Annotated in this window: 17 protein-coding genes and 1 pseudogene; 10 read left to right on the top strand and 8 right to left on the bottom strand. The window is 38.0% G+C overall.

The features are described from left to right. Positions 1-134 precede the first annotated feature (134 nt). Entirely contained in the window at positions 135-938 is an 804-nt protein-coding gene (gene motA / locus HXV90_RS19830) for a flagellar motor stator protein MotA (RefSeq protein ID WP_004225583.1), read from the top strand. Continuing rightward, a complete protein-coding gene (gene motB / locus HXV90_RS19825; protein ID WP_115674537.1) occupies positions 922-1,686 on the top strand; it encodes a flagellar motor protein MotB in 765 nt (254 codons plus the stop codon). The genes motA and motB overlap by 17 nt, the downstream gene beginning before the upstream one ends. Positions 1,687-1,741: 55 nt before the next feature. On the opposite strand, the gene HXV90_RS19820 is transcribed toward motB, so the two are convergent. Further along, positions 1,742-1,963, bottom strand: coding sequence for a DUF1128 domain-containing protein (locus HXV90_RS19820; protein ID WP_004225580.1), 222 nt, complete (start codon positions 1,961-1,963; stop codon positions 1,742-1,744). Between the two features lie 177 nt (positions 1,964-2,140). Here HXV90_RS19820 and HXV90_RS19815 point away from each other — a divergent pair, with 177 nt between their 5' ends. Together HXV90_RS19815 and HXV90_RS19810 are read left to right on the top strand one after the other, a co-directional pair. Beyond that, positions 2,141-2,467: a YtxH domain-containing protein gene (locus tag HXV90_RS19815; RefSeq protein WP_115674536.1), complete on the top strand. Its 327-nt coding sequence runs from the start codon at positions 2,141-2,143 to the stop codon at positions 2,465-2,467. Between the two features lie 22 nt (positions 2,468-2,489). Next, positions 2,490-3,407 (top strand): YihY/virulence factor BrkB family protein, encoded by a 918-nt coding sequence (locus tag HXV90_RS19810; RefSeq protein WP_004225576.1) that lies wholly within the window; start codon positions 2,490-2,492, stop codon positions 3,405-3,407. A 174-nt stretch (positions 3,408-3,581) separates the two neighbouring features. Here the strand turns inward: HXV90_RS19810 and HXV90_RS19805 are convergent, their stop codons facing one another. Next, the gene (locus HXV90_RS19805; protein WP_269897862.1) at positions 3,582-5,486 is read right to left on the bottom strand and encodes a heavy metal translocating P-type ATPase; all 1,905 of its coding nucleotides are present in this window, start codon (positions 5,484-5,486) and stop codon (positions 3,582-3,584) included. 272 nt (positions 5,487-5,758) lie between these two features. Beyond that, the gene (locus tag HXV90_RS19800; protein ID WP_048394791.1) at positions 5,759-7,297 is read right to left on the bottom strand and encodes a fumarate hydratase; all 1,539 of its coding nucleotides are present in this window, start codon (positions 7,295-7,297) and stop codon (positions 5,759-5,761) included. 188 nt (positions 7,298-7,485) lie between these two features. Between HXV90_RS19800 and HXV90_RS19795 the strand changes: the two genes are divergently transcribed. Beyond that, entirely contained in the window at positions 7,486-8,286 is an 801-nt protein-coding gene (locus HXV90_RS19795; RefSeq protein ID WP_115674534.1) for a YwqG family protein, read from the top strand. A 40-nt stretch (positions 8,287-8,326) separates the two neighbouring features. Here the strand turns inward: HXV90_RS19795 and HXV90_RS19790 are convergent, their stop codons facing one another. Next, positions 8,327-8,512 (bottom strand): SE1561 family protein, encoded by a 186-nt coding sequence (locus tag HXV90_RS19790; RefSeq protein WP_016995373.1) that lies wholly within the window; start codon positions 8,510-8,512, stop codon positions 8,327-8,329. Positions 8,513-8,884: 372 nt separating this feature from the next. Between HXV90_RS19790 and HXV90_RS19785 the strand changes: the two genes are divergently transcribed. Together HXV90_RS19785 and HXV90_RS19780 are read left to right on the top strand one after the other, a co-directional pair. Beyond that, on the top strand, positions 8,885-10,069 hold the full coding sequence (locus HXV90_RS19785) for an MFS transporter (protein WP_112116677.1): 1,185 nt from the start codon (positions 8,885-8,887) through the stop codon (positions 10,067-10,069). A 237-nt stretch (positions 10,070-10,306) separates the two neighbouring features. Next, positions 10,307-10,942 (top strand): hypothetical protein, encoded by a 636-nt coding sequence (locus tag HXV90_RS19780; protein WP_269897861.1) that lies wholly within the window; start codon positions 10,307-10,309, stop codon positions 10,940-10,942. Positions 10,943-11,267: 325 nt separating this feature from the next. Here HXV90_RS19780 and rlmD read toward each other — a convergent pair. The 3 genes and pseudogenes from rlmD to HXV90_RS19765 form a co-directional block, all read right to left on the bottom strand. Next, positions 11,268-12,646, bottom strand: a pseudogene (rlmD, locus tag HXV90_RS19775) (23S rRNA (uracil(1939)-C(5))-methyltransferase RlmD). Between the two features lie 37 nt (positions 12,647-12,683). Beyond that, positions 12,684-13,508, bottom strand: coding sequence for a polysaccharide deacetylase family protein (locus HXV90_RS19770; protein ID WP_269897860.1), 825 nt, complete (start codon positions 13,506-13,508; stop codon positions 12,684-12,686). Positions 13,509-13,575: 67 nt separating this feature from the next. Then, positions 13,576-14,484 (bottom strand): TIGR01777 family oxidoreductase, encoded by a 909-nt coding sequence (locus HXV90_RS19765; protein ID WP_112116675.1) that lies wholly within the window; start codon positions 14,482-14,484, stop codon positions 13,576-13,578. A 205-nt stretch (positions 14,485-14,689) separates the two neighbouring features. Between HXV90_RS19765 and recX the strand changes: the two genes are divergently transcribed. From recX to HXV90_RS19750, 3 genes are read left to right on the top strand one after another with little or no spacing between them, the layout of a single operon-like run. Next, positions 14,690-15,493 (top strand): recombination regulator RecX, encoded by an 804-nt coding sequence (recX, locus tag HXV90_RS19760; RefSeq protein ID WP_269899050.1) that lies wholly within the window; start codon positions 14,690-14,692, stop codon positions 15,491-15,493. After that, the gene (locus tag HXV90_RS19755) at positions 15,490-15,819 is read left to right on the top strand and encodes a YfhH family protein (protein ID WP_036076977.1); all 330 of its coding nucleotides are present in this window, start codon (positions 15,490-15,492) and stop codon (positions 15,817-15,819) included. The genes recX and HXV90_RS19755 overlap by 4 nt, the downstream gene beginning before the upstream one ends. Then, on the top strand, positions 15,820-16,089 hold the full coding sequence (locus HXV90_RS19750; protein WP_048394780.1) for a YfhJ family protein: 270 nt from the start codon (positions 15,820-15,822) through the stop codon (positions 16,087-16,089). A 36-nt stretch (positions 16,090-16,125) separates the two neighbouring features. On the opposite strand, the gene HXV90_RS19745 is transcribed toward HXV90_RS19750, so the two are convergent. After that, a complete protein-coding gene (locus HXV90_RS19745; RefSeq protein WP_054549020.1) occupies positions 16,126-17,112 on the bottom strand; it encodes a metal-dependent hydrolase in 987 nt (328 codons plus the stop codon). Positions 17,113-17,297: the final 185 nt, after the last annotated feature.

Below are 17,297 nucleotides of genomic sequence, written 5' to 3'. Positions count from 1 at the left end.
ATGGTCGAAATGTGAATAAAAAGCATTAATTACATCGAAAAATATATGAAATACATTTATACTAGGAATATATATATTTAAAATATGGAAAAAAAGACGAAATAACATTAGATAGTAGATTTGGAGGTTCTAGAATGGATAAGTCGTCAATTATAGGGTTAATACTTGCTTTAGTAGCACTATTAACAGGGATGGTAATGAAGGGTGTAAGTTTATCTGCATTTTATAACCCTGCAGCTATCCTAATTATCATTTTTGGTACTATTTCCGCAGTAACAATTGCCTTTCCTATGCAGGAGTTAAAGCGTGTGCCGAAGCTATTTAAGATTCTTTTTAAAGAAACAAAATTAGCAAATGATATAGAGATTATTAAAATGTTTTCACAATGGGCTGACTTAGCTCGTCGCGAAGGGCTATTAGCACTTGAAAGTAAGGCTTCAGAGATTGAAGATCCATTTTTGAAAAATGGCCTTACATTAGCAATTGATGGTCAAAATGCTGATTACATACGTGATGTCTTAACAGAAGAAGTAGAAGCGATGGAAGAGCGACATACTAGTGGAGCAGCTATTTTTACACAAGCAGGTACATATGCACCTACTTTAGGGGTTCTTGGTGCAGTAGTAGGATTAATCGCCGCATTGGCTGATATGAATGATATCGAAAAGCTAGGACATGCTATCTCAGCTGCCTTCATGGCTACATTACTCGGTATCTTTACAGGGTATGTTTTATGGCATCCATTTGCGAACAAGCTAAAACGTAAATCTGCTTTAGAGGTAAAACAAAAGAGAATGATGATTGAGGGTATCCTTTCAGTATTAGAAGGGGAGGCTCCACGTGTAATTGAACAGAAACTATCATCATACTTAACGATGGAAGAACGTCGTCAAATTTCTGGTGAAAGCGGGGCGGGTGGCCTTGGCAAAGAAAGCTAAGAAGAAAAAGCATGATGAACATATTGATGAATCTTGGTTAGTGCCATACGCAGATATTTTAACTTTGCTGCTAGCCGTGTTCATTATTTTGTTTGCCTCAAGTTCAGTCGATCAAGAAAAGCTAGAAAGAATGTCGGCAGTTTTTAGTCAAGTCTTTGATGGTGGAACTAGTTTTCTAGAGCAACCTGCACCAGTCCCTACTCCGAATGCGGATAGCGACCAAACGCCACAGCAAAACTCTGCCTATTTAAAGGATCAACAGGAGTTAGCTGAAATAAAAGATAGTGTGGATAATTTTATTGCAGTCAATGAAATGGAAGATCAGTTTGCCACAGAAATGACGGATGAGGGATTACTAGTGACAATCCGCGATAGTATTTTATTTGACCCAGGGCAGGCAAAAGTTAAACCTGAGTATGTCCCTATTGCCAAAGAGCTATCAACTATGCTGGTATCTGATCCAGCTCGAAATATTGTCATCACAGGTCATACAGATAATGTACCAGCAGGTCCGAATTTCTCATCAAACTTTGAACTATCTGTTTTGCGTGCAACGAATTTTTTAAATCTTCTTATTGAAAGTAATGACCAGTTAGATCCTACGCGCTTTAGTGCAAAAGGAAACGGTGAGTATCGTGCAATTGCACCAAATGACACAGCCGAAGGACGCGCAAAGAATCGTCGTGTAGAAGTTTTAATTCAACCATTAGTTACAGAGGATGGTTCAGAAACAAAGAGTACACCGTAATAAAAGAGCTATTAGCAGCAGACAAATGTCTTGAGCTAATAGCTTTTTGTTTTACCTATTTACGTAAAGATCCTAATTCAGCAACAATCGCTTGCATTTCGCTTGGACTAAAAGTTTCTCTCTTCATAACCATTTCATATAGATACACTAAATCTTCATAATTTGCTTCATCGAAGTTTTCTGATTTCATTGCATCGACATTCACCATACGAAGCTTGTCCTTCATTTGATCAACCATATACATAACGTTTTCTTTAGATGGAACTGATAAATCCATTTTTTACCCTACCTTTCGTCATCCTCGCACATATCATTTCATTGAATAAAAAAAATGTCAACTCCGTATTTGGGCATTGCTTTAAAAATAGACTGTTATTGGGTAGAATAAGTGCAGAAGACTGTTTATTTATGAAATAATAGGGAATATGCAACTATACAAGCAGGGGGTTTTAATATGGGTCAAAGTAAATTATTAGCATCTATTGTAGCAGGAGCAGCAGTAGGAGCAGCATTAAGTATGTTAGATCGTGCTACACGAGAAAAAACAATTGCCTCAACAAAAAAGATGAAGGAAGCCATCTCATACTATGCAGCAAATCGAGAAGAATTGCAGGTTTTGGTAGAGGAAAAAGTACTCGCGGCAAAGGTGCTTTGTGAAAGTGTGTCAGATAATGTCAACACAATTGCTGAAAAGGTAGATGAATTTAAGGATTTACCTTCCACGATACAGGGAATGATTGAAGATACGAAATCAGCCTTTACTTTACCTCATAAGGAGTAAAGGTCGTTTTAGGAGGAATTGTATGGAAAAGAATAAAGCAACATTGCATAACGCTTTTGGGTTTGTAAAATCGTTTGTTTCTCCAGAGGAGGGAGCGATTGATATTATGACATCCAAAGGCTTTATCCAAGATTTAATAGGTCGGCTCAAGCGAGTTGAAATATCTGCGCTTGCTGCACAATTGGCTTATTTCTTTTTACTATCGTTCTTCCCCTTACTTATTTTCTTGGTGACGCTATTACCATATCTTAACTTAGAAACCACTCAGGTCTATTCATTTTTAGTGAATATCTTACCTGATGAAGTGTATAAGCTGATTGAAAATACACTGAATGAGATTTTAACAAATCGCAACAGTAGTTTACTGTCCATTGGGGTTTTAGGTACTATTTGGTCTGCATCTAAAGGCATTAATGCATTACTTCGTGCTTTAAATAAAGCATATGATACAGAAGGGAGAGCAGGCATATTAGATAGGGGTTTATCACTTGTTTTTACAATCGCTCTCGTTATTGTTATTGCCGTTGCGCTCTTATTACCAGTCTTTGGTCAGCAAATTGGACATTTCCTATTCTCAATCGTCGGAATAGAGGAGCAATTTGAATCAGTTTGGCATAGATTAAGATGGTCAATCCCGCCATTATTGATTTTCATCGTATTAATGGGCATCTACTGGTTTGTGCCAAATACAAGTCCTCGTTTGAAAATAATGGGCGTATGGCCAGGAGCGTTATTTGCCACGCTTGCTTGGTTAGCAGTCACATATGGTTTCTCTTTTTATATTAATAATTTTGCAAATTATTCTGCTACATACGGTAGTATTGGTGGCGTCATTATTTTAATGCTCTGGTTATATTTTACGGGAATCATTTTAATCTTTGGTGGCGTATTAAATGCTACAATGCAGAAAAGAGCACTTCAAAAGGAAATTCGTCGATAAGGAAATGATCATTTATTAACAAGAGCCTCGCTAAACTCATAAAGAGTAGCGAGGCTATTTTACTTGATTTTACCTGATTAAATGCATCAATTATTCAATGAAAGCCACAGCGCATGTCACAGGAAGAGTAGCTTCAAGCAAGCTGGACTCAATTATGCTGAGGCTTACTTGATGTTAAACATTTTTATTGAGCATACGTAAACCATTTAGAATAACTAGAATTGTACTACCTTCATGCCCGATTACGCCTAATGGCAAGTCAACAACTTGTAAAAAGTTAGAGGCGATTAATAAGATAATAACCCCGATAGAAAAGAAAATATTTTGTTTCACAATACGTTGCATTTTACGTGATAAACGAACAGCATAGGCGATTTTTGATAAGTCATTTTTCATTAGCACGACATCCGCTGTTTCAAGCGCCACGTCTGTGCCTTCACCCATAGCGATGCCAGTAGTTGCGGTAGCCAATGCAGGGGCATCATTAATACCGTCGCCGACCATGCCAACAAATTGATGCTGTGTAAGTAGGCGTTTCATTTCAGTTACCTTCGTTTCTGGCAGACATTCTGCGACGTATTCAGTAACGCCAGCCTCCTTCGCGATAACTTTCGCTGTTTTTTCGTTGTCACCTGTAAGCATCACCACTTGAATACCAAGCTCTTTTAATAATGTAACAGCTTTCTTAGCTTCAGAGCGCACAGTATCTTTTAATGCTGTTAATGCAACAATACCATGCTGATCGCGAATGAAAATAACTGTTTTTCCCTCTGCTGCAAGTTTAGTTACAGCACTATTTGCAAAACTGTTAGCAAGTTGCACATCAACAAACTCTGGTTTGCCTACTTGATACTCCTCATTTTGAATCGTTCCTTTAATACCCCAGCCAGGAATATCTTCAATTGTTGCTTGTGGCAGTATGTCGATTCCTTCAGCCTTAGCATAGGAGGTAATCGCTTGGGCAAGGGGATGATTGGATTGAGATTCAATTCCTGCAAGAATTGCTAGAGCCGTCTCACGTTCTACTCCATCACGGACAATAAAATCTGTAACAACTGGTTTGCCTTGCGTTAAAGTACCTGTTTTATCGACCGCCAATGCACGTAACACACTAAGATGCTCTAAATGTAAACCACCTTTAAATAGCACACCATTTTTTGCACCATTTGATATAGTAGCGAGTGTTGCAGGCATAATGGAGGCAACGAGTGCACAAGGTGAAGCAACCACTAATAACACCATTGCTCGGTAAAAGGTTGTTGTCCAGTCCCAGCCGAGTAAGAAGTGGGGAAGAACCATCATAATGGCAACACCAAGTAAAACAAATTTTACATAAGTCCCTTCAAATTTTTCGATGAATTGTTGAGAGGGAGATTTTTCACTTTGGGCACTTTGAACGAGCTGTATAATTTTTTGGAAAAGGGTCTCTGAATTCGCCTTTGTCATTTCCATAGTAATAGCACCATTTAAGTTGACTGTGCCTGCAAAAACTTCGTCTCCTTCGCTTTTTGAGATTGGCAGTGGCTCACCGCTAATAGCTGACTCATCAATAGAAGATTGGCCTTTAAAAATAATGCCGTCTGCTGGAATTCGTTCACCCGGTTTAATCAATAAATGATCCCCGATTTGTAATGTGGAAACTGATACTTTCATAGGCTCAAATCCGCCACGCACTAACCAAGCTTCTTCTGGCTGTAAATTCATAAGTGCAGATATTTCGCGATGACTTTTATTCATCGCATAAGTTTCAAGTGCACCACTTACTGCAAAAATAAATATTAGGATGGCCCCCTCTGTCCAATAGCCAATTGCAGCTGAGCCAATTGCAGCTAATACCATCAACAGCTCAACATTTAGCTTTCGCTCTTCTATGGTTTCTTCAATGCCTTCTTTTGCTTTCGCGAAACCACCTACACAAAAGGCAATTAAATATAGTAGAACAGAAGCTGTTGTTTGTCCACTTGTGTCTAAACGCCATGCTAGTAAGATGAAAATTCCAGCCATTAATGCAGCAATTAATTCTGCATGTTCTTTTATTTTCTCAATTATGTTTATATTTTCTCGATTAGAGTATTCCATCTTTATCCCTCCTGATAATGAAAATCAATATCAAAACCTTTATAAATTAGCGTTGTTTTGAGCTATTCAATTGAAAATGGATTTCAATTACCATCTCTTTTGTTTAGAATTATTATAACAAAGGAATTTATAAAAATAAAGTAGGAAGTTTGGTGGAGATTTTTAAACAATTTGCGAAAGGATTGAAAAAGGCACAGTCTATTCACTAGGAATATTCTGTGCCTTACAAAATTGTGCAATAAAATGAGTTACTACTGCTATCTATTATTTAATTAGAAGACTCTTTCTGCATGCAGAGCAAGTTTTTCTAATGATGATTTATCCACATCTGCATGTAGTGAGTTACCATGTGAATCCATTGTTACAACTGCTGTAAATTTTTCAACATTTAAGTGCCACATGGCTTCAGGAATACCGAATTCCATTAAATCAACACCATCAACGCCTTTAATACAGTCCGCATAGTATTGTGCTGCTCCACCAATTGCATTCAAGTATACGCCACCATGCTCATTAAGCGCTTTTAATGTTTTTGGTCCCATTCCACCTTTACCAATAACAGCACGGATACCGAATTTTTTCATGATATCGCCTTGATAAGGCTCCTCACGAATTGAAGTAGTTGGGCCAGCAGCTTTCACTGTCCAATTGCCTTCTTCATCCTTAGCCATTACAGGTCCGCAGTGATAAATAACTTGTCCATTTAAATCAACTGGTGCATCGTGGCTCATTAAATGGTGGTGGATTGCGTCACGGCCAGTATACATACGACCAGTAATAGAAACGACATCTCCAACTTTTAATGAACGAATTTGTTCTTCAGTAATTGGCGCAGTAAGTTCTACTACATCTGTAGTTGTATCTTCTGTTGTAGCAGCTACTTCATTCTCTTTGAAGGTAATTTTTTCACCCTCTTGATAGTGCCAATTCAAAATTTCGCCAGTTTGAGGATCGATGTCCACAGCCATACGACGGTAAGCCCAACAATTATATGCTACTGATACATAGAAAGAGGCAGGTATACGGTGCATTACGCCAATTTTACAGCCTAATAATGTTGCTTCACCACCGAAGCCCATTGTACCGATACCAAATGTGTTAGCCGTTTTAACAACATACTCTTCTAACTTAGCAAGATCTGCATTTGGATTTGTATCTTCAACATGGCGGAATAATTGCTCTTTTGCTAAATCATAGCCCGAAGAACGGTCTCCACCAATACCTACACCAATGAAACCAGCAGAACACCCTTGACCTTGTGCTTGGTATACAGAGTGTAAAATACATTTACGAATACCATCTAAGTCACGCCCTGCACGACCAAGACCTTCTAGTTCACATGGTAGACTGTATTGAATGTTTTTATTTTCACAGCCGCCACCTTTGAGAATTAACTTGATTGTAATGTAATCTTTTTCCCATTGCTCAAATTTCATTACTGGCAAACCATCACCAAGATTATTACCACTGTTTGCACCAGATAATGAATCCACCGCATTAGGACGTAATTTAGCATCTGCAGTTGTATCGTTGATTGCTTTTTTGATTGCAGCTTTAATTTCTAATTGGTTTACGCCAACAGGAGTATAAATTTTGAAAGTTGGTAGCCCTGTATCCTGACAAATTGGTGACACGTTATCTTCTGCCATAATAATATTATTTGCAATTGTGTCTAAGCTCATTGCTGCACGAGTACCAGCATTCTCAGCTTCTTTTGCTTTTTTAATAGCACGACGTACATCCTTAGGTAAATTCGTAGATGTTTCAGTAATTAAATCGTAAAGACTTTTCTCCAAATTTTGTAGATTCATTGGTATTGCCCCCCATAGAAAAATTGATTATTTCCACGTTACATTATACTCTTTTCAACTAATGAAAAAAAGAGTCCTTATCTGAGACCGCTAAATTAAAACATATTTTAATAATATAGAAGGAGAGTATTGATTTTATAGAACGTTTGTTCTAAAATAGAATAAATCCAATATTAGGAGGAACTTGCATGACTGCTAAAACTTTACTTGAATTACCCGAAGCATTCGAGCAATATAGACCATTAATAGAAGGGACAATGAAGCCTGTTGTATTGGTTAATACGGAAATAAGTAAAACAACTTTATTTCAAAGTAAGTTTGCAGGAGATCCTTATTTCCCATTGGGAATGGACTATCCAAAAAACATGAAGGGACAACCGTTAAAGCTATTAGCTCAAATTAACTTTGCAGAGGTTCCTATGCATTTACCCAATTTCCCAGAAGAGGGAATATTGCAGTTTTATATTGATGGTTATGACGATGTTTTAGGAATGGATTTTGATAATGGACAAAATCAAGAAGGCTTTCGTGTAATATTTCATGAACAAGTTATACAAGATGAAGCACAGCTTATTCAAGATTTTTCTTTTATAGAAATAGATGATGAAGAATTATATTTTCCTGTCGAGCGTGAAATGGCATTATCCTTTACTACAGGCGTTGAGCCGATGTCGATTGATGATTTTAGAAGCAATGAAAAGTATGCTAGCATCTTAACAGCTTTGGAGGATGACGAAGCATTAGAAGACAGCTTCTACGATGCTATGACTGGTGATGGTCATAAAATTGGAGGGTATCCATTCTTTACGCAAGAGGATCCTCGAGCATATGGAGATTATAAAGATTCAATCATTTTGCTGTTACAGATTGATAGTGTCGGCGACAATATTCTTTGGGGCGATTGTGGCGTTGGCAATTTCTTTATCACAGAGGAAGAGTTAATGAATAAAGATTTTAGCAAGGTACTTTATAATTGGGATTGCCATTAAAAAACAAGCGAGCACACGATGCTCGCTTGTTTTTTATTCATTATTGTTCACGAGCATGAAATTGCTCCATTTTGTCCTCTAAATCATCCATCATTTGGATTAAGCGATCAATATCTTCTAACTCAGCTGTTTCAGGATCAAGGGCATCTAATACTTCTAAAAACATCTCCAGACGCTCTTTTAAATAGGTTACTTGTTGCTCTTTATCAGTGATTGGCTTTGACATTCGTACACCTCATTTCATCCCTTTCATCGTAGCTGATTTGAGCTTAAATTTCAATGTTTAGGGAAACACCTAGGACTAAGAGATTAATTTTAAAAAAACAATAAACAGAATATTTACAATATTGAGGGTGTATGTTAAAGTTGTTTTAAGATAAAGTAAAGGAGCTGATTGGAAAAAGTCATCTGCAACGCTAACTCGAAAAGGAGGGAGTTTAAACAAGTAATCGGTAATATTCAAAAGCCGAAAATCGTGTTTATACAATTAAATGAGGATAAGTATTAGTTAAGCCTTAGCGTAAAATCACATGTGGTGAGCGCTAAGGCTTTTTGGTATGCTGTTCTTTGGAAGAATGACTAGATAGTGGAGGGAAAAATGACGTACTTCTCAGATTACAGCAAAAAAAGATTTACCATTTTAGTAGTAATTGTATCCATATCAGGCTTTTCACAAGGGATGCTATTACCGCTTATTTCAATAATATTTGAACGTGATGGGGTATCCTCTGCATTGAATGGCTTGAATGCAACAGGCTTATACATAGGAACATTACTGATTTCACCATTTATCGAGCAGCCCTTACGCAGGTGGGGCTATAAACCGATTATTTTAATTGGTGGAGCACTAGTTTTTGCGTCTTTACTTGCATTTCCTCTATGGAAAAGTGTGACCTTTTGGTTTGTCCTTCGTTTATTAATTGGCGTAGGCGATCATGCCTTGCATTATGCCACACAAACATGGATTACTAGTACTGCAGATCATAAAAGCTTAGGGAAGGGGATGGCCATTTATGGCTTATCATTTAGCATAGGTTTTGCTGTTGGGCCACTTATGGTGAAGCTCATTGAAATTGCTGAAGCGCTACCGTTTATCGTATCTTCAATAATGTGCCTCTTTGCATGGTCCTTTGTATTTCTCTTACAAAATGAAAAGCCTGAGCGTTTAACAGGTGATTTAAATGCCAGAGGATGGCAACGGTATAAAATGGCTATTGTATTTGGGTGGATTGCTTTTTTAGGTCCATTTGTTTATGGTTTTCTGGAGTCTTCACTAAATGCCTTGTTTCCTGTCTATGCACTACGCAAGGGCTTTGAAGTCGGCATGATTCCTATCATTTTATCTGTGTTTACATTTGGTGGTATTTTAACGCAAGTACCGCTTGGTGCACTAGGAGATAAAGTAGGGAGAAGGAATATTTTGATGATTGGGTCATTTGGTGGCGCAATTATTTTTGCGATTGCAAGCTTTTTAGAGCATTCACAATTCGCTGTGGCTGTCGCATTTTTCTTAACGGGTACGCTGGTTGGCTCGATGTTTTCTTTAGGGATTACATTTATGGCTGATTTGACACCAAAGGAGCTACTGCCTACGGGGAATTTACTTTGCGGAATTGCTTTAAGTATTGGTAGCTTAACAGGTCCATTTTTAGGTGGAGTTTATTTAGAATGTGTAAAAAATTATAGCTTTCTTTTACTTGTGGCTATGCTTTTGCTAGTCGTTGCAATGGTTTTATTTATATTTGGACGCCGCAAGCATCAACAACCAACGATGGCAAAATAAAAAGAGCGGGGCTCATCTCCCGCTCAAAAAACAAAAAACGCCCAGCAAATCCGTGCTGTTATGGCGTTTTTTGCGTAACAAGGATGTTCCGTCCAAGTTACATAGGTTTGGCACCTAGAAAATTATTATACAGACATGTTCTAATGAAAGCAATAAAAAAGAAAATGGGTATTTTTGGACATTATCCATCTTTCTATTTATAATAAAAGAACACTTGCTTAAAAAGGAGGTTTTTACATGGCAGAAATGAAAAAACTATCTATCCACCGTGCTTTAACAGAATTAAAAATGCTGACTCTGCGAATTGAAGCAGCAACAAATGAGGTTAGCGCAGTCGTAGCTAATCGAAAAAGTAATCGTAAAATTAATGGTGTAGACATTCCTGGATATGAAAAACAAATGCAAGCATCCTATGATAAAGTGCTAGGTTTAATTTCCTATCGAAATAAAATAAAAGCACTAGTTGTGCAGTCCAATGCAAACACAAAGGTGTTGGTGGGCAAAGAGGAAATGACTGTAGCGGAGGCAATTGAACGGAAACAATCCATTCAATACGAAAAGAATTTGCTAGAAGTTATACAGCATCAGCATCGTTCAGCTATCAATACGGTTGCCAAAGAAAATGATGCATTACCTGCAAAGCTGGAAACCTATTTAATTAACATATTGGGCAATAAAGATAAACAATCACCAGAGGAAGTCAAATTACATACCGAAACATTTATGAAAAGAAATGAGTTTGAAATCATTGATCCCCTAAATGTTAAACAACAAATTGAGAAATTGAGCAATCGGATTGAAGAATTTGAATCAGAGGTGGACGCTGTCTTATCAGAGTCGAATGCCACAACCTTTATTGAAGTACAAGTTTAAAAAGATTTGCATGTCCTAGCGAAAATGGAAAACGAAAAGTCGCTCGCGCTTCAAGGCATGTGTGCGAGTTAAAACGTAAAACATGCCTTACTCCAATGGTAATTTTCAACTAAACTGATTTGAAAGTTCAAAGGTAAAAGGTGAAAGTACAAATCTTACGTTTGAAAGTTCTTTGAATAAAAGCTGAAAATTTAACATTTAATAATCATTTAAATCCTGGGTTATTGGTTAAGGTATCGACTTTTCTCGACCATCCATCATCCACCAGGCAGCTTGTGCTGTGCATTAGAAAAAGGACGTCTCCTAGGGAAACGTCCTTTTCATACTATTTGTTTTTTAAAACAAGTTTTGCAACGCATTCCACCTGCGCCGTTTGTGCGAACATATCCACAGGCTGAATATACTCAACATGATAAAGCTTAGATAATTGTTGTAAGTCCTTTGCCAAAGTGGATGGGTTACAGGAGGTATAAACAAAACGTTTAGGTTTTAGTTTAAGGACTGTTCGAATAAATTCAGGTGCTAGTCCTGTACGTGGTGGATCTACCGTAATCACATCAGGAGTAAATCCTTCCTTACGCCATTTCGCTAGAACACTTTCCGCTGTACCGACTGCATATTTCGTATGCTTGAAGCCATGATTTCGAGCATTTTTACGAGCATCCTGAATGCTTTCAGGAATGACATCCATTCCACGAACTTCCTTCGCTTTATCCGCTAACCATAATCCAATTGTGCCAACGCCACAGTATGCATCAACCACCGTTTCTTTTCCCGTTAAAGCAGCAGCCTTTTTAATTTCATCATAAAGATGAACTGTTTGCTTTGGATTTAGTTGGAAGAAGGCGCGGGCAGATAAATCAAAGGCCAATTCGCCAAGCTCTTCATGAATGGTTTCTTTGCCATCAAGTACAACAGTTTCATCACCGAAGATTAATGATGTTTTTTCACGGTTAATATTTTGTGCAATGGATACAATACTCGGATCAATTTTTTAATACGTGTAATCAATTCAGCTAAATGAGGGATTTCTTTCCTTGTTGTGACAAGAACGACTTGTGTCTCCCCGGTACGAATACCTGTACGTACAACAATCGTACGCACTAAACCATCTAGCGTACGACCATCGTAAATAGTGATATTTAGCTTTTGCAAAATTTTTCGAGTGGCAACGGTGATTTTGGAAGTAATTGGGTGCTGAACAAGGCAATCATTAATGTTTAACAGCTTATTACTTCCTTCAGCAAATAAACCTGCGTAAACACGCTTGCCTTCTTTACGTACTTGGAATTGGCTTTTATTACGATAATGCCAAGGATCATCCATGCCAAGTGTTTTTCTCACTTCAATTGTTTCGAGTAAAGGTTTGGCATAACGCTCTAATGCTTGTATAACAATGTCTCGCTTTTCTATTAGCTGTTTTTCATAGGTCATATGCTGAAGCTGGCAGCCCCCGCACTCATTGTACACTGGGCAAGGTGCTTCCTGACGATGTTTTGAAGCTTTACGAATGGCTAATATCTCTGCTTCAGCAAAATTACGTTGTGTTTTTGTTACTTGAGCTGTGATCTCTTCACCAGGAATGGCTCCTTTTACAAATATCACATTACGTTTATAAAAGCCTACACCTTCACCATTAATGCCTAGCCTTTTTATTGTTAGTGGGAATTTTTGTCCCACGGTCATTGTTGTTTGCTGCGTCAAACGTTCCACGTCCCTGCTCTATATTGTCATCTCCCCATTATAGCGAAGGAGCAGGCGATTGCAAAGCAACAGGGAAATCTTCATATTCTAATACTAAATCGTCAAGCGATAAGAACGTATAACCTTGCTTTTTAGCTTCTGCAATAAACATTGGTAATGCTTCCGCATTATCCTGTGCTACGGTATGCATTAAAATAACGGCACCAGGATGCAGTTGTTCCATAAGTGCATTATAAGCATAATCTGCCCCACGACGCTCATCCTTCATCCAATCCTTAAAGGCCACAGACCAGAAAATATGGCGATAACCTTCTGCATTACCCACCTCTAGCACTTTTGCATTAAAAATTCCTTCAGGTGGACGAGCATATGTTGTACGATCGATGCCTGTCAATTCACGTAACTTGCCATCGAACTTTTGCCATTCTGCACGCATGCCATCTGGTGAAAGTCGAGCCATATTTGGGTGACCATAGGAGTGATTCCCGATAGTATGACCATCCTTCACCATGCGTTTCACTAAGTCGCTTGCACTGTCTAAGTAATGGCCTGTTAAAAAGAAAGTAGCAGGTACATTTTCTTTTTTCAATGTATCCAAAATACTTTCAGTAAAGCCGTTTTCATAGCCATTATCAAATGTTAAATAGGCAATTTTTTTATCTGCCTTCCCTTTATAAATCGCACCATATTTGTCAAGTAACTGATCGAGCTGTGCTCCTGCCTCTGCCTGCTCACCGTTTTTAGCACGTTTAAAGCCCCAATGGTGTTCATCAGAACCAGCAGCAAAAAATGGATTAAAGCTAATTGCTGCGGCAATAATAAAAGTAGCAATTACCGCACCAACAATATGTTGTTTCCACATAAAAACGCATCCTTTCTTTTTCATTAGAATGCGTAATTACTAAAAAAATTATCCAACTTAATTTTTTCTAATTTTGAGCTTTTAACAAATTTTCAAGTGCTTGCTTTAAATAAGGGTATTTAAATATAAAATGTTGTTGTTCTAATAGGGTTGGTAGCACTTGTTGTCCTTCTAAAACAAGTGTGCTTTGTTCGCCGAGAGCTAAACGCATCGCAAAGCTAGGAACAGGCAGCCAATGACGTCTGCCCATGACTTCAGCAATCGTTTGACCAAATTCCCTCATTTTCATAGGATGCGGTGCTGTTATATTAAATGGTCCATGAATATTTTCATTTGTAATAGCGAAATAAATAGCACGTGCTACATCTTCAATATGTACCCATGAAAGCCATTGCTCTCCAGAGCCAATCGTTCCACCTATATGCATTTGATAGGGCAATAGCATTGGTGGAAGTGCGCCACTATTTCTACCTAAAATGACACCAAAACGTGCAAGAGCCACACGAATACCTAATGCTTCTGCTCGTTTCGCATGTCGCTCCCAATCGTGGACTGTAGTGCCTAAAAAATCAGTTGCGTAATCCGTAAAATCTTCATCATAGATGGCTTGTGTGGAAGTTGGGTATATACCAACTGCACTAGCATTGACAAGGACTTTTGGTTTTATCGTGAGCATGTCCATTATACTTATAATCTCTAATGTGGCATTCATTCTGCTCCAATAGATAGCTTTCTTTTGCTTTTTTGTCCAACGACCATTATTTAATGAAACACCTGCTAAATTCACAAAGGCATCTACACCTTCAAAGATTTCCAAAGCTTGCTCCTGCTGATGTAGCCATTGAACATAGTGAACGCCATTTTCTAGCTTTGACTGATGACGCGTTAAGACAAAAATGTCGTGTCCGTTGTGCTGCAATAGCTGTATAAGAGCATTTCCAACAAAGCCAGTGCCACCTGCAATCACTATTTTCATAACAAGCACCTCTTTTCTCGAATAAAACGCTTACTTTTAAGTTTATCATGTAACCAAAAAGTAAACATCTTTAGGCATTAATTGCAGAGAAGGAAGTTTACCTGTGGAAGGGAAAAGAATGCCCGCGAACATAGGGAAATTAACCGTGCTAACAGTCAGATCCCCTATAAATAAATGCTATAATGATAATAGTGAGGTGTTTGCTATGCGTATGATTACGAAAATTGCACGTCAAAAAAACAATCCTGAACGCTATAATATCTATTTAAATGAAGAGTATGCTTTTCCAGTTGATGAAGCCATTCTCATTCAATTTGGTTTAACAAAGGGAAAAGTGCTCGATGAATTCGAAATTCAAGAGATTGCCTATGAAGATGAGATACGTAAGGCATTTAATAAGGGGTTAAACTTCCTTTCATATCAAATGCGAAGTGAGCATGAGGTTAAGAAAAAACTGCTCAACTTAGAGTTTGGAGAAGCTGTAGTGTTAGAGGCAATTCAAAAGTTAAAATCCTATGGCTTTATTAATGATGAAAACTATTCAAAGGCTCTTCTTGATACAAAGAAAGCTACTATGAAAAAAGGACCAAGAGCCATTAGACAAGACATGATCAAAAAAGGCATTGAGAAAAACTTGCAGGATGAGGTGCTTGCTACATATAGTTTTGAGGAACAAGTAAAACTGGCGAAGCAACTGGCAGAGAAAATTGTTCGAGCGGAGAGCAAGAAGACCCCAACTCAAATTAAGACCAAAATTCAGGATTACTTATTAAGAAAAGGGTATGCTTTCTCGATTGTTGAAGAGGTGCTTAGCCAAGTTGAGATAGGGCAGGATGATGACAATTGGCAGCAACTACTAGATGCTCAAGGCGAAAAAGTTTGGAAAAAGTACGTATCGAAGTATACTGGTTATGAGCTAAAAATGAAGGTTAAACAGGCGCTCTATCAAAAGGGTTTTCCTTTAGAAGTAATAGATCGTTTTATAGAAGAGAAGGAGAATGAAGAATGAGTGAAAAAAATTATGCAGCTATGTCTGAACATGAATTGCGAGAGGAAATTGCTTTTCTAAAAGAGAAAGCTCGAAAGGCAGAACAGCTAGGAATCATCAATGAGTTTGCTGTTTATGAACGCAAAGCTTTAATGGCTGCGGCTTATTTAGTGGATCTTGATACAATCGTTCCAGGAGAAATGTATCGTATTGATGGTTCAGATAATGAGTTTTTCCAAGTAGATTATTTGAAGGGACGCTTTGCCTGGGGTCATCGTTTAGGCGGAGACAAGTACCAAGAGGCACTACCAGTATCTATCCTTTCACCAGTAAAGGTGGGCAAATAAATGGATGAAAAAATTGAGAAACTAACACAAGAGTTACTTGCAAAGAATCCTCAGATGTCTGTTGGACGGGCACAGGTTTGGGTGGAGTTGTTATGGAGTGACTTTGAATCAACTGCCGCGAAAGCAGGGTATGATTATCGTGGGGCAGAGTATACAGAAAATCTTGTTCGTCAATTAATTGCTAGCTATGGTGATAAACTACATGCTTTTGCAGGGCGCAATCCGAAGTATATACATTTACTAGATGCTAGTGATGATATGGTACAATAATAAAAACCCTGACCAATATTGGTCAGGGTTTACTGCTTAATTACTCGCACCAATTTGTAGTTTTTTCTGGAGCTTATCTTCTGTAAAGATCCAGCCTGTGTAAGACGTAATAATGTCATTCGCATCATTTAAATGTGCTACGGCAACGAAAGGATAGCGATTGTCACTACGGTAACGCAAATCGATTAACCTTACTTCTATTAAGCCGTTTTCAAGCTCGGAAATCTCCCATCGATACATAGGAGAGAAAGACACAAATGCAGCTAAGTTAGGATCTTTCATTGCAGCATCTACAAGCGCAGTTTTAGGCAAAGGCTTAATTTCGAATTTATCGTAAATATTAACAGTCCTTCCATAAGCACGGCCAACATAATAATGAGTTTTGGACTTTGCTGCGATTCGCCAGTGGAAGAAGCGCATAGTAGGTGCTACAATGACATATTCTTCATCTTGAATAGTATGATGCACCGCGTTTTTTACTGCTTTTTGCACAGCAAAACGCAAAATATAGTAAATCACGATAACCACGTACATGATACTGAATGTCCATACTGGATTTGTGCCAAATGCCCATAACACAATACCTACACAATGTAAGGTAAAAATGATGGGATCGAAGGTATTAATGACACCTAACGCAACCCATTTTCGAGAGAAAGGTCGAATTGCTTGTGTACCATACGCGTTAAAAATATCGACAAAAACATGAAGTGCAACAGCTAAAAATGTCCAAAGCCATAAATGTAACACATTCACATCTTGCAAAATCAGTGATAAAACAATTGTAATTAAAATAGGCCATATAGCTACAGCTGGTAGTGAGTGTGTAATTCCTCGATGATGTCTGATATAGATGGCGTTATTACGTAGTTTTAACACAGTGTCGACATCTGGAGCTTGTGAGCCAATAATTGTACCTGCCATTACTGCTGTAAAAGTCATTGAATGATTGGCTACTACAGGGTCAGCTAATGCAAGACCGCCAAGGGCAATACCCATAACGAAATGTGTACCTGAATCCAAAAATATCCACTCCTAGTATGCATTAAAATCGAGTACAATGTGCATACAACTTTATTTCGAACATAATAAAAGGTATATTGAAATATTCTGACACTCGTGCGTAAGCGACGATTATTGTCGATCTTCCACGAATATTCTTTTCTTCATTGTATACCCTTTTCATCATAAATTAAATCGTAAAAACA

It is taken from the genome of Lysinibacillus sp. JK80, assembly GCF_027557635.1.
Lineage (GTDB): Bacteria > Bacillota > Bacilli > Bacillales_A > Planococcaceae > Lysinibacillus > Lysinibacillus capsici.
Note: the sequence above shows the minus strand (reverse complement) of the source record. Positions and strands in the feature narration are given on the sequence as shown.

What these genes read in the sequence shown, in the direction of transcription:
- motA (WP_004225583.1), top strand. Translation starts at nt 135, where the DNA reads ATGGATAAGTCGTCAATTATAGGGTTAATACTTGCTTTAGTAGCACTA.
- HXV90_RS19820 (WP_004225580.1), bottom strand. Translation starts at nt 1,963, where the DNA reads ATGGATTTATCAGTTCCATCTAAAGAAAACGTTATGTATATGGTTGAT.
- HXV90_RS19815 (WP_115674536.1), top strand. Translation starts at nt 2,141, where the DNA reads ATGGGTCAAAGTAAATTATTAGCATCTATTGTAGCAGGAGCAGCAGTA.
- HXV90_RS19810 (WP_004225576.1), top strand. Translation starts at nt 2,490, where the DNA reads ATGGAAAAGAATAAAGCAACATTGCATAACGCTTTTGGGTTTGTAAAA.
- HXV90_RS19805 (WP_269897862.1), bottom strand. Translation starts at nt 5,486, where the DNA reads ATGGAATACTCTAATCGAGAAAATATAAACATAATTGAGAAAATAAAA.
- HXV90_RS19800 (WP_048394791.1), bottom strand. Translation starts at nt 7,297, where the DNA reads ATGAATCTACAAAATTTGGAGAAAAGTCTTTACGATTTAATTACTGAA.
- HXV90_RS19795 (WP_115674534.1), top strand. Translation starts at nt 7,486, where the DNA reads ATGACTGCTAAAACTTTACTTGAATTACCCGAAGCATTCGAGCAATAT.
- HXV90_RS19790 (WP_016995373.1), bottom strand. Translation starts at nt 8,512, where the DNA reads ATGTCAAAGCCAATCACTGATAAAGAGCAACAAGTAACCTATTTAAAA.
- HXV90_RS19785 (WP_112116677.1), top strand. Translation starts at nt 8,885, where the DNA reads ATGACGTACTTCTCAGATTACAGCAAAAAAAGATTTACCATTTTAGTA.
- HXV90_RS19780 (WP_269897861.1), top strand. Translation starts at nt 10,307, where the DNA reads ATGGCAGAAATGAAAAAACTATCTATCCACCGTGCTTTAACAGAATTA.
- HXV90_RS19770 (WP_269897860.1), bottom strand. Translation starts at nt 13,508, where the DNA reads ATGTGGAAACAACATATTGTTGGTGCGGTAATTGCTACTTTTATTATT.
- HXV90_RS19765 (WP_112116675.1), bottom strand. Translation starts at nt 14,484, where the DNA reads ATGAAAATAGTGATTGCAGGTGGCACTGGCTTTGTTGGAAATGCTCTT.
- recX (WP_269899050.1), top strand. Translation starts at nt 14,690, where the DNA reads ATGCGTATGATTACGAAAATTGCACGTCAAAAAAACAATCCTGAACGC.
- HXV90_RS19755 (WP_036076977.1), top strand. Translation starts at nt 15,490, where the DNA reads ATGAGTGAAAAAAATTATGCAGCTATGTCTGAACATGAATTGCGAGAG.
- HXV90_RS19750 (WP_048394780.1), top strand. Translation starts at nt 15,820, where the DNA reads ATGGATGAAAAAATTGAGAAACTAACACAAGAGTTACTTGCAAAGAAT.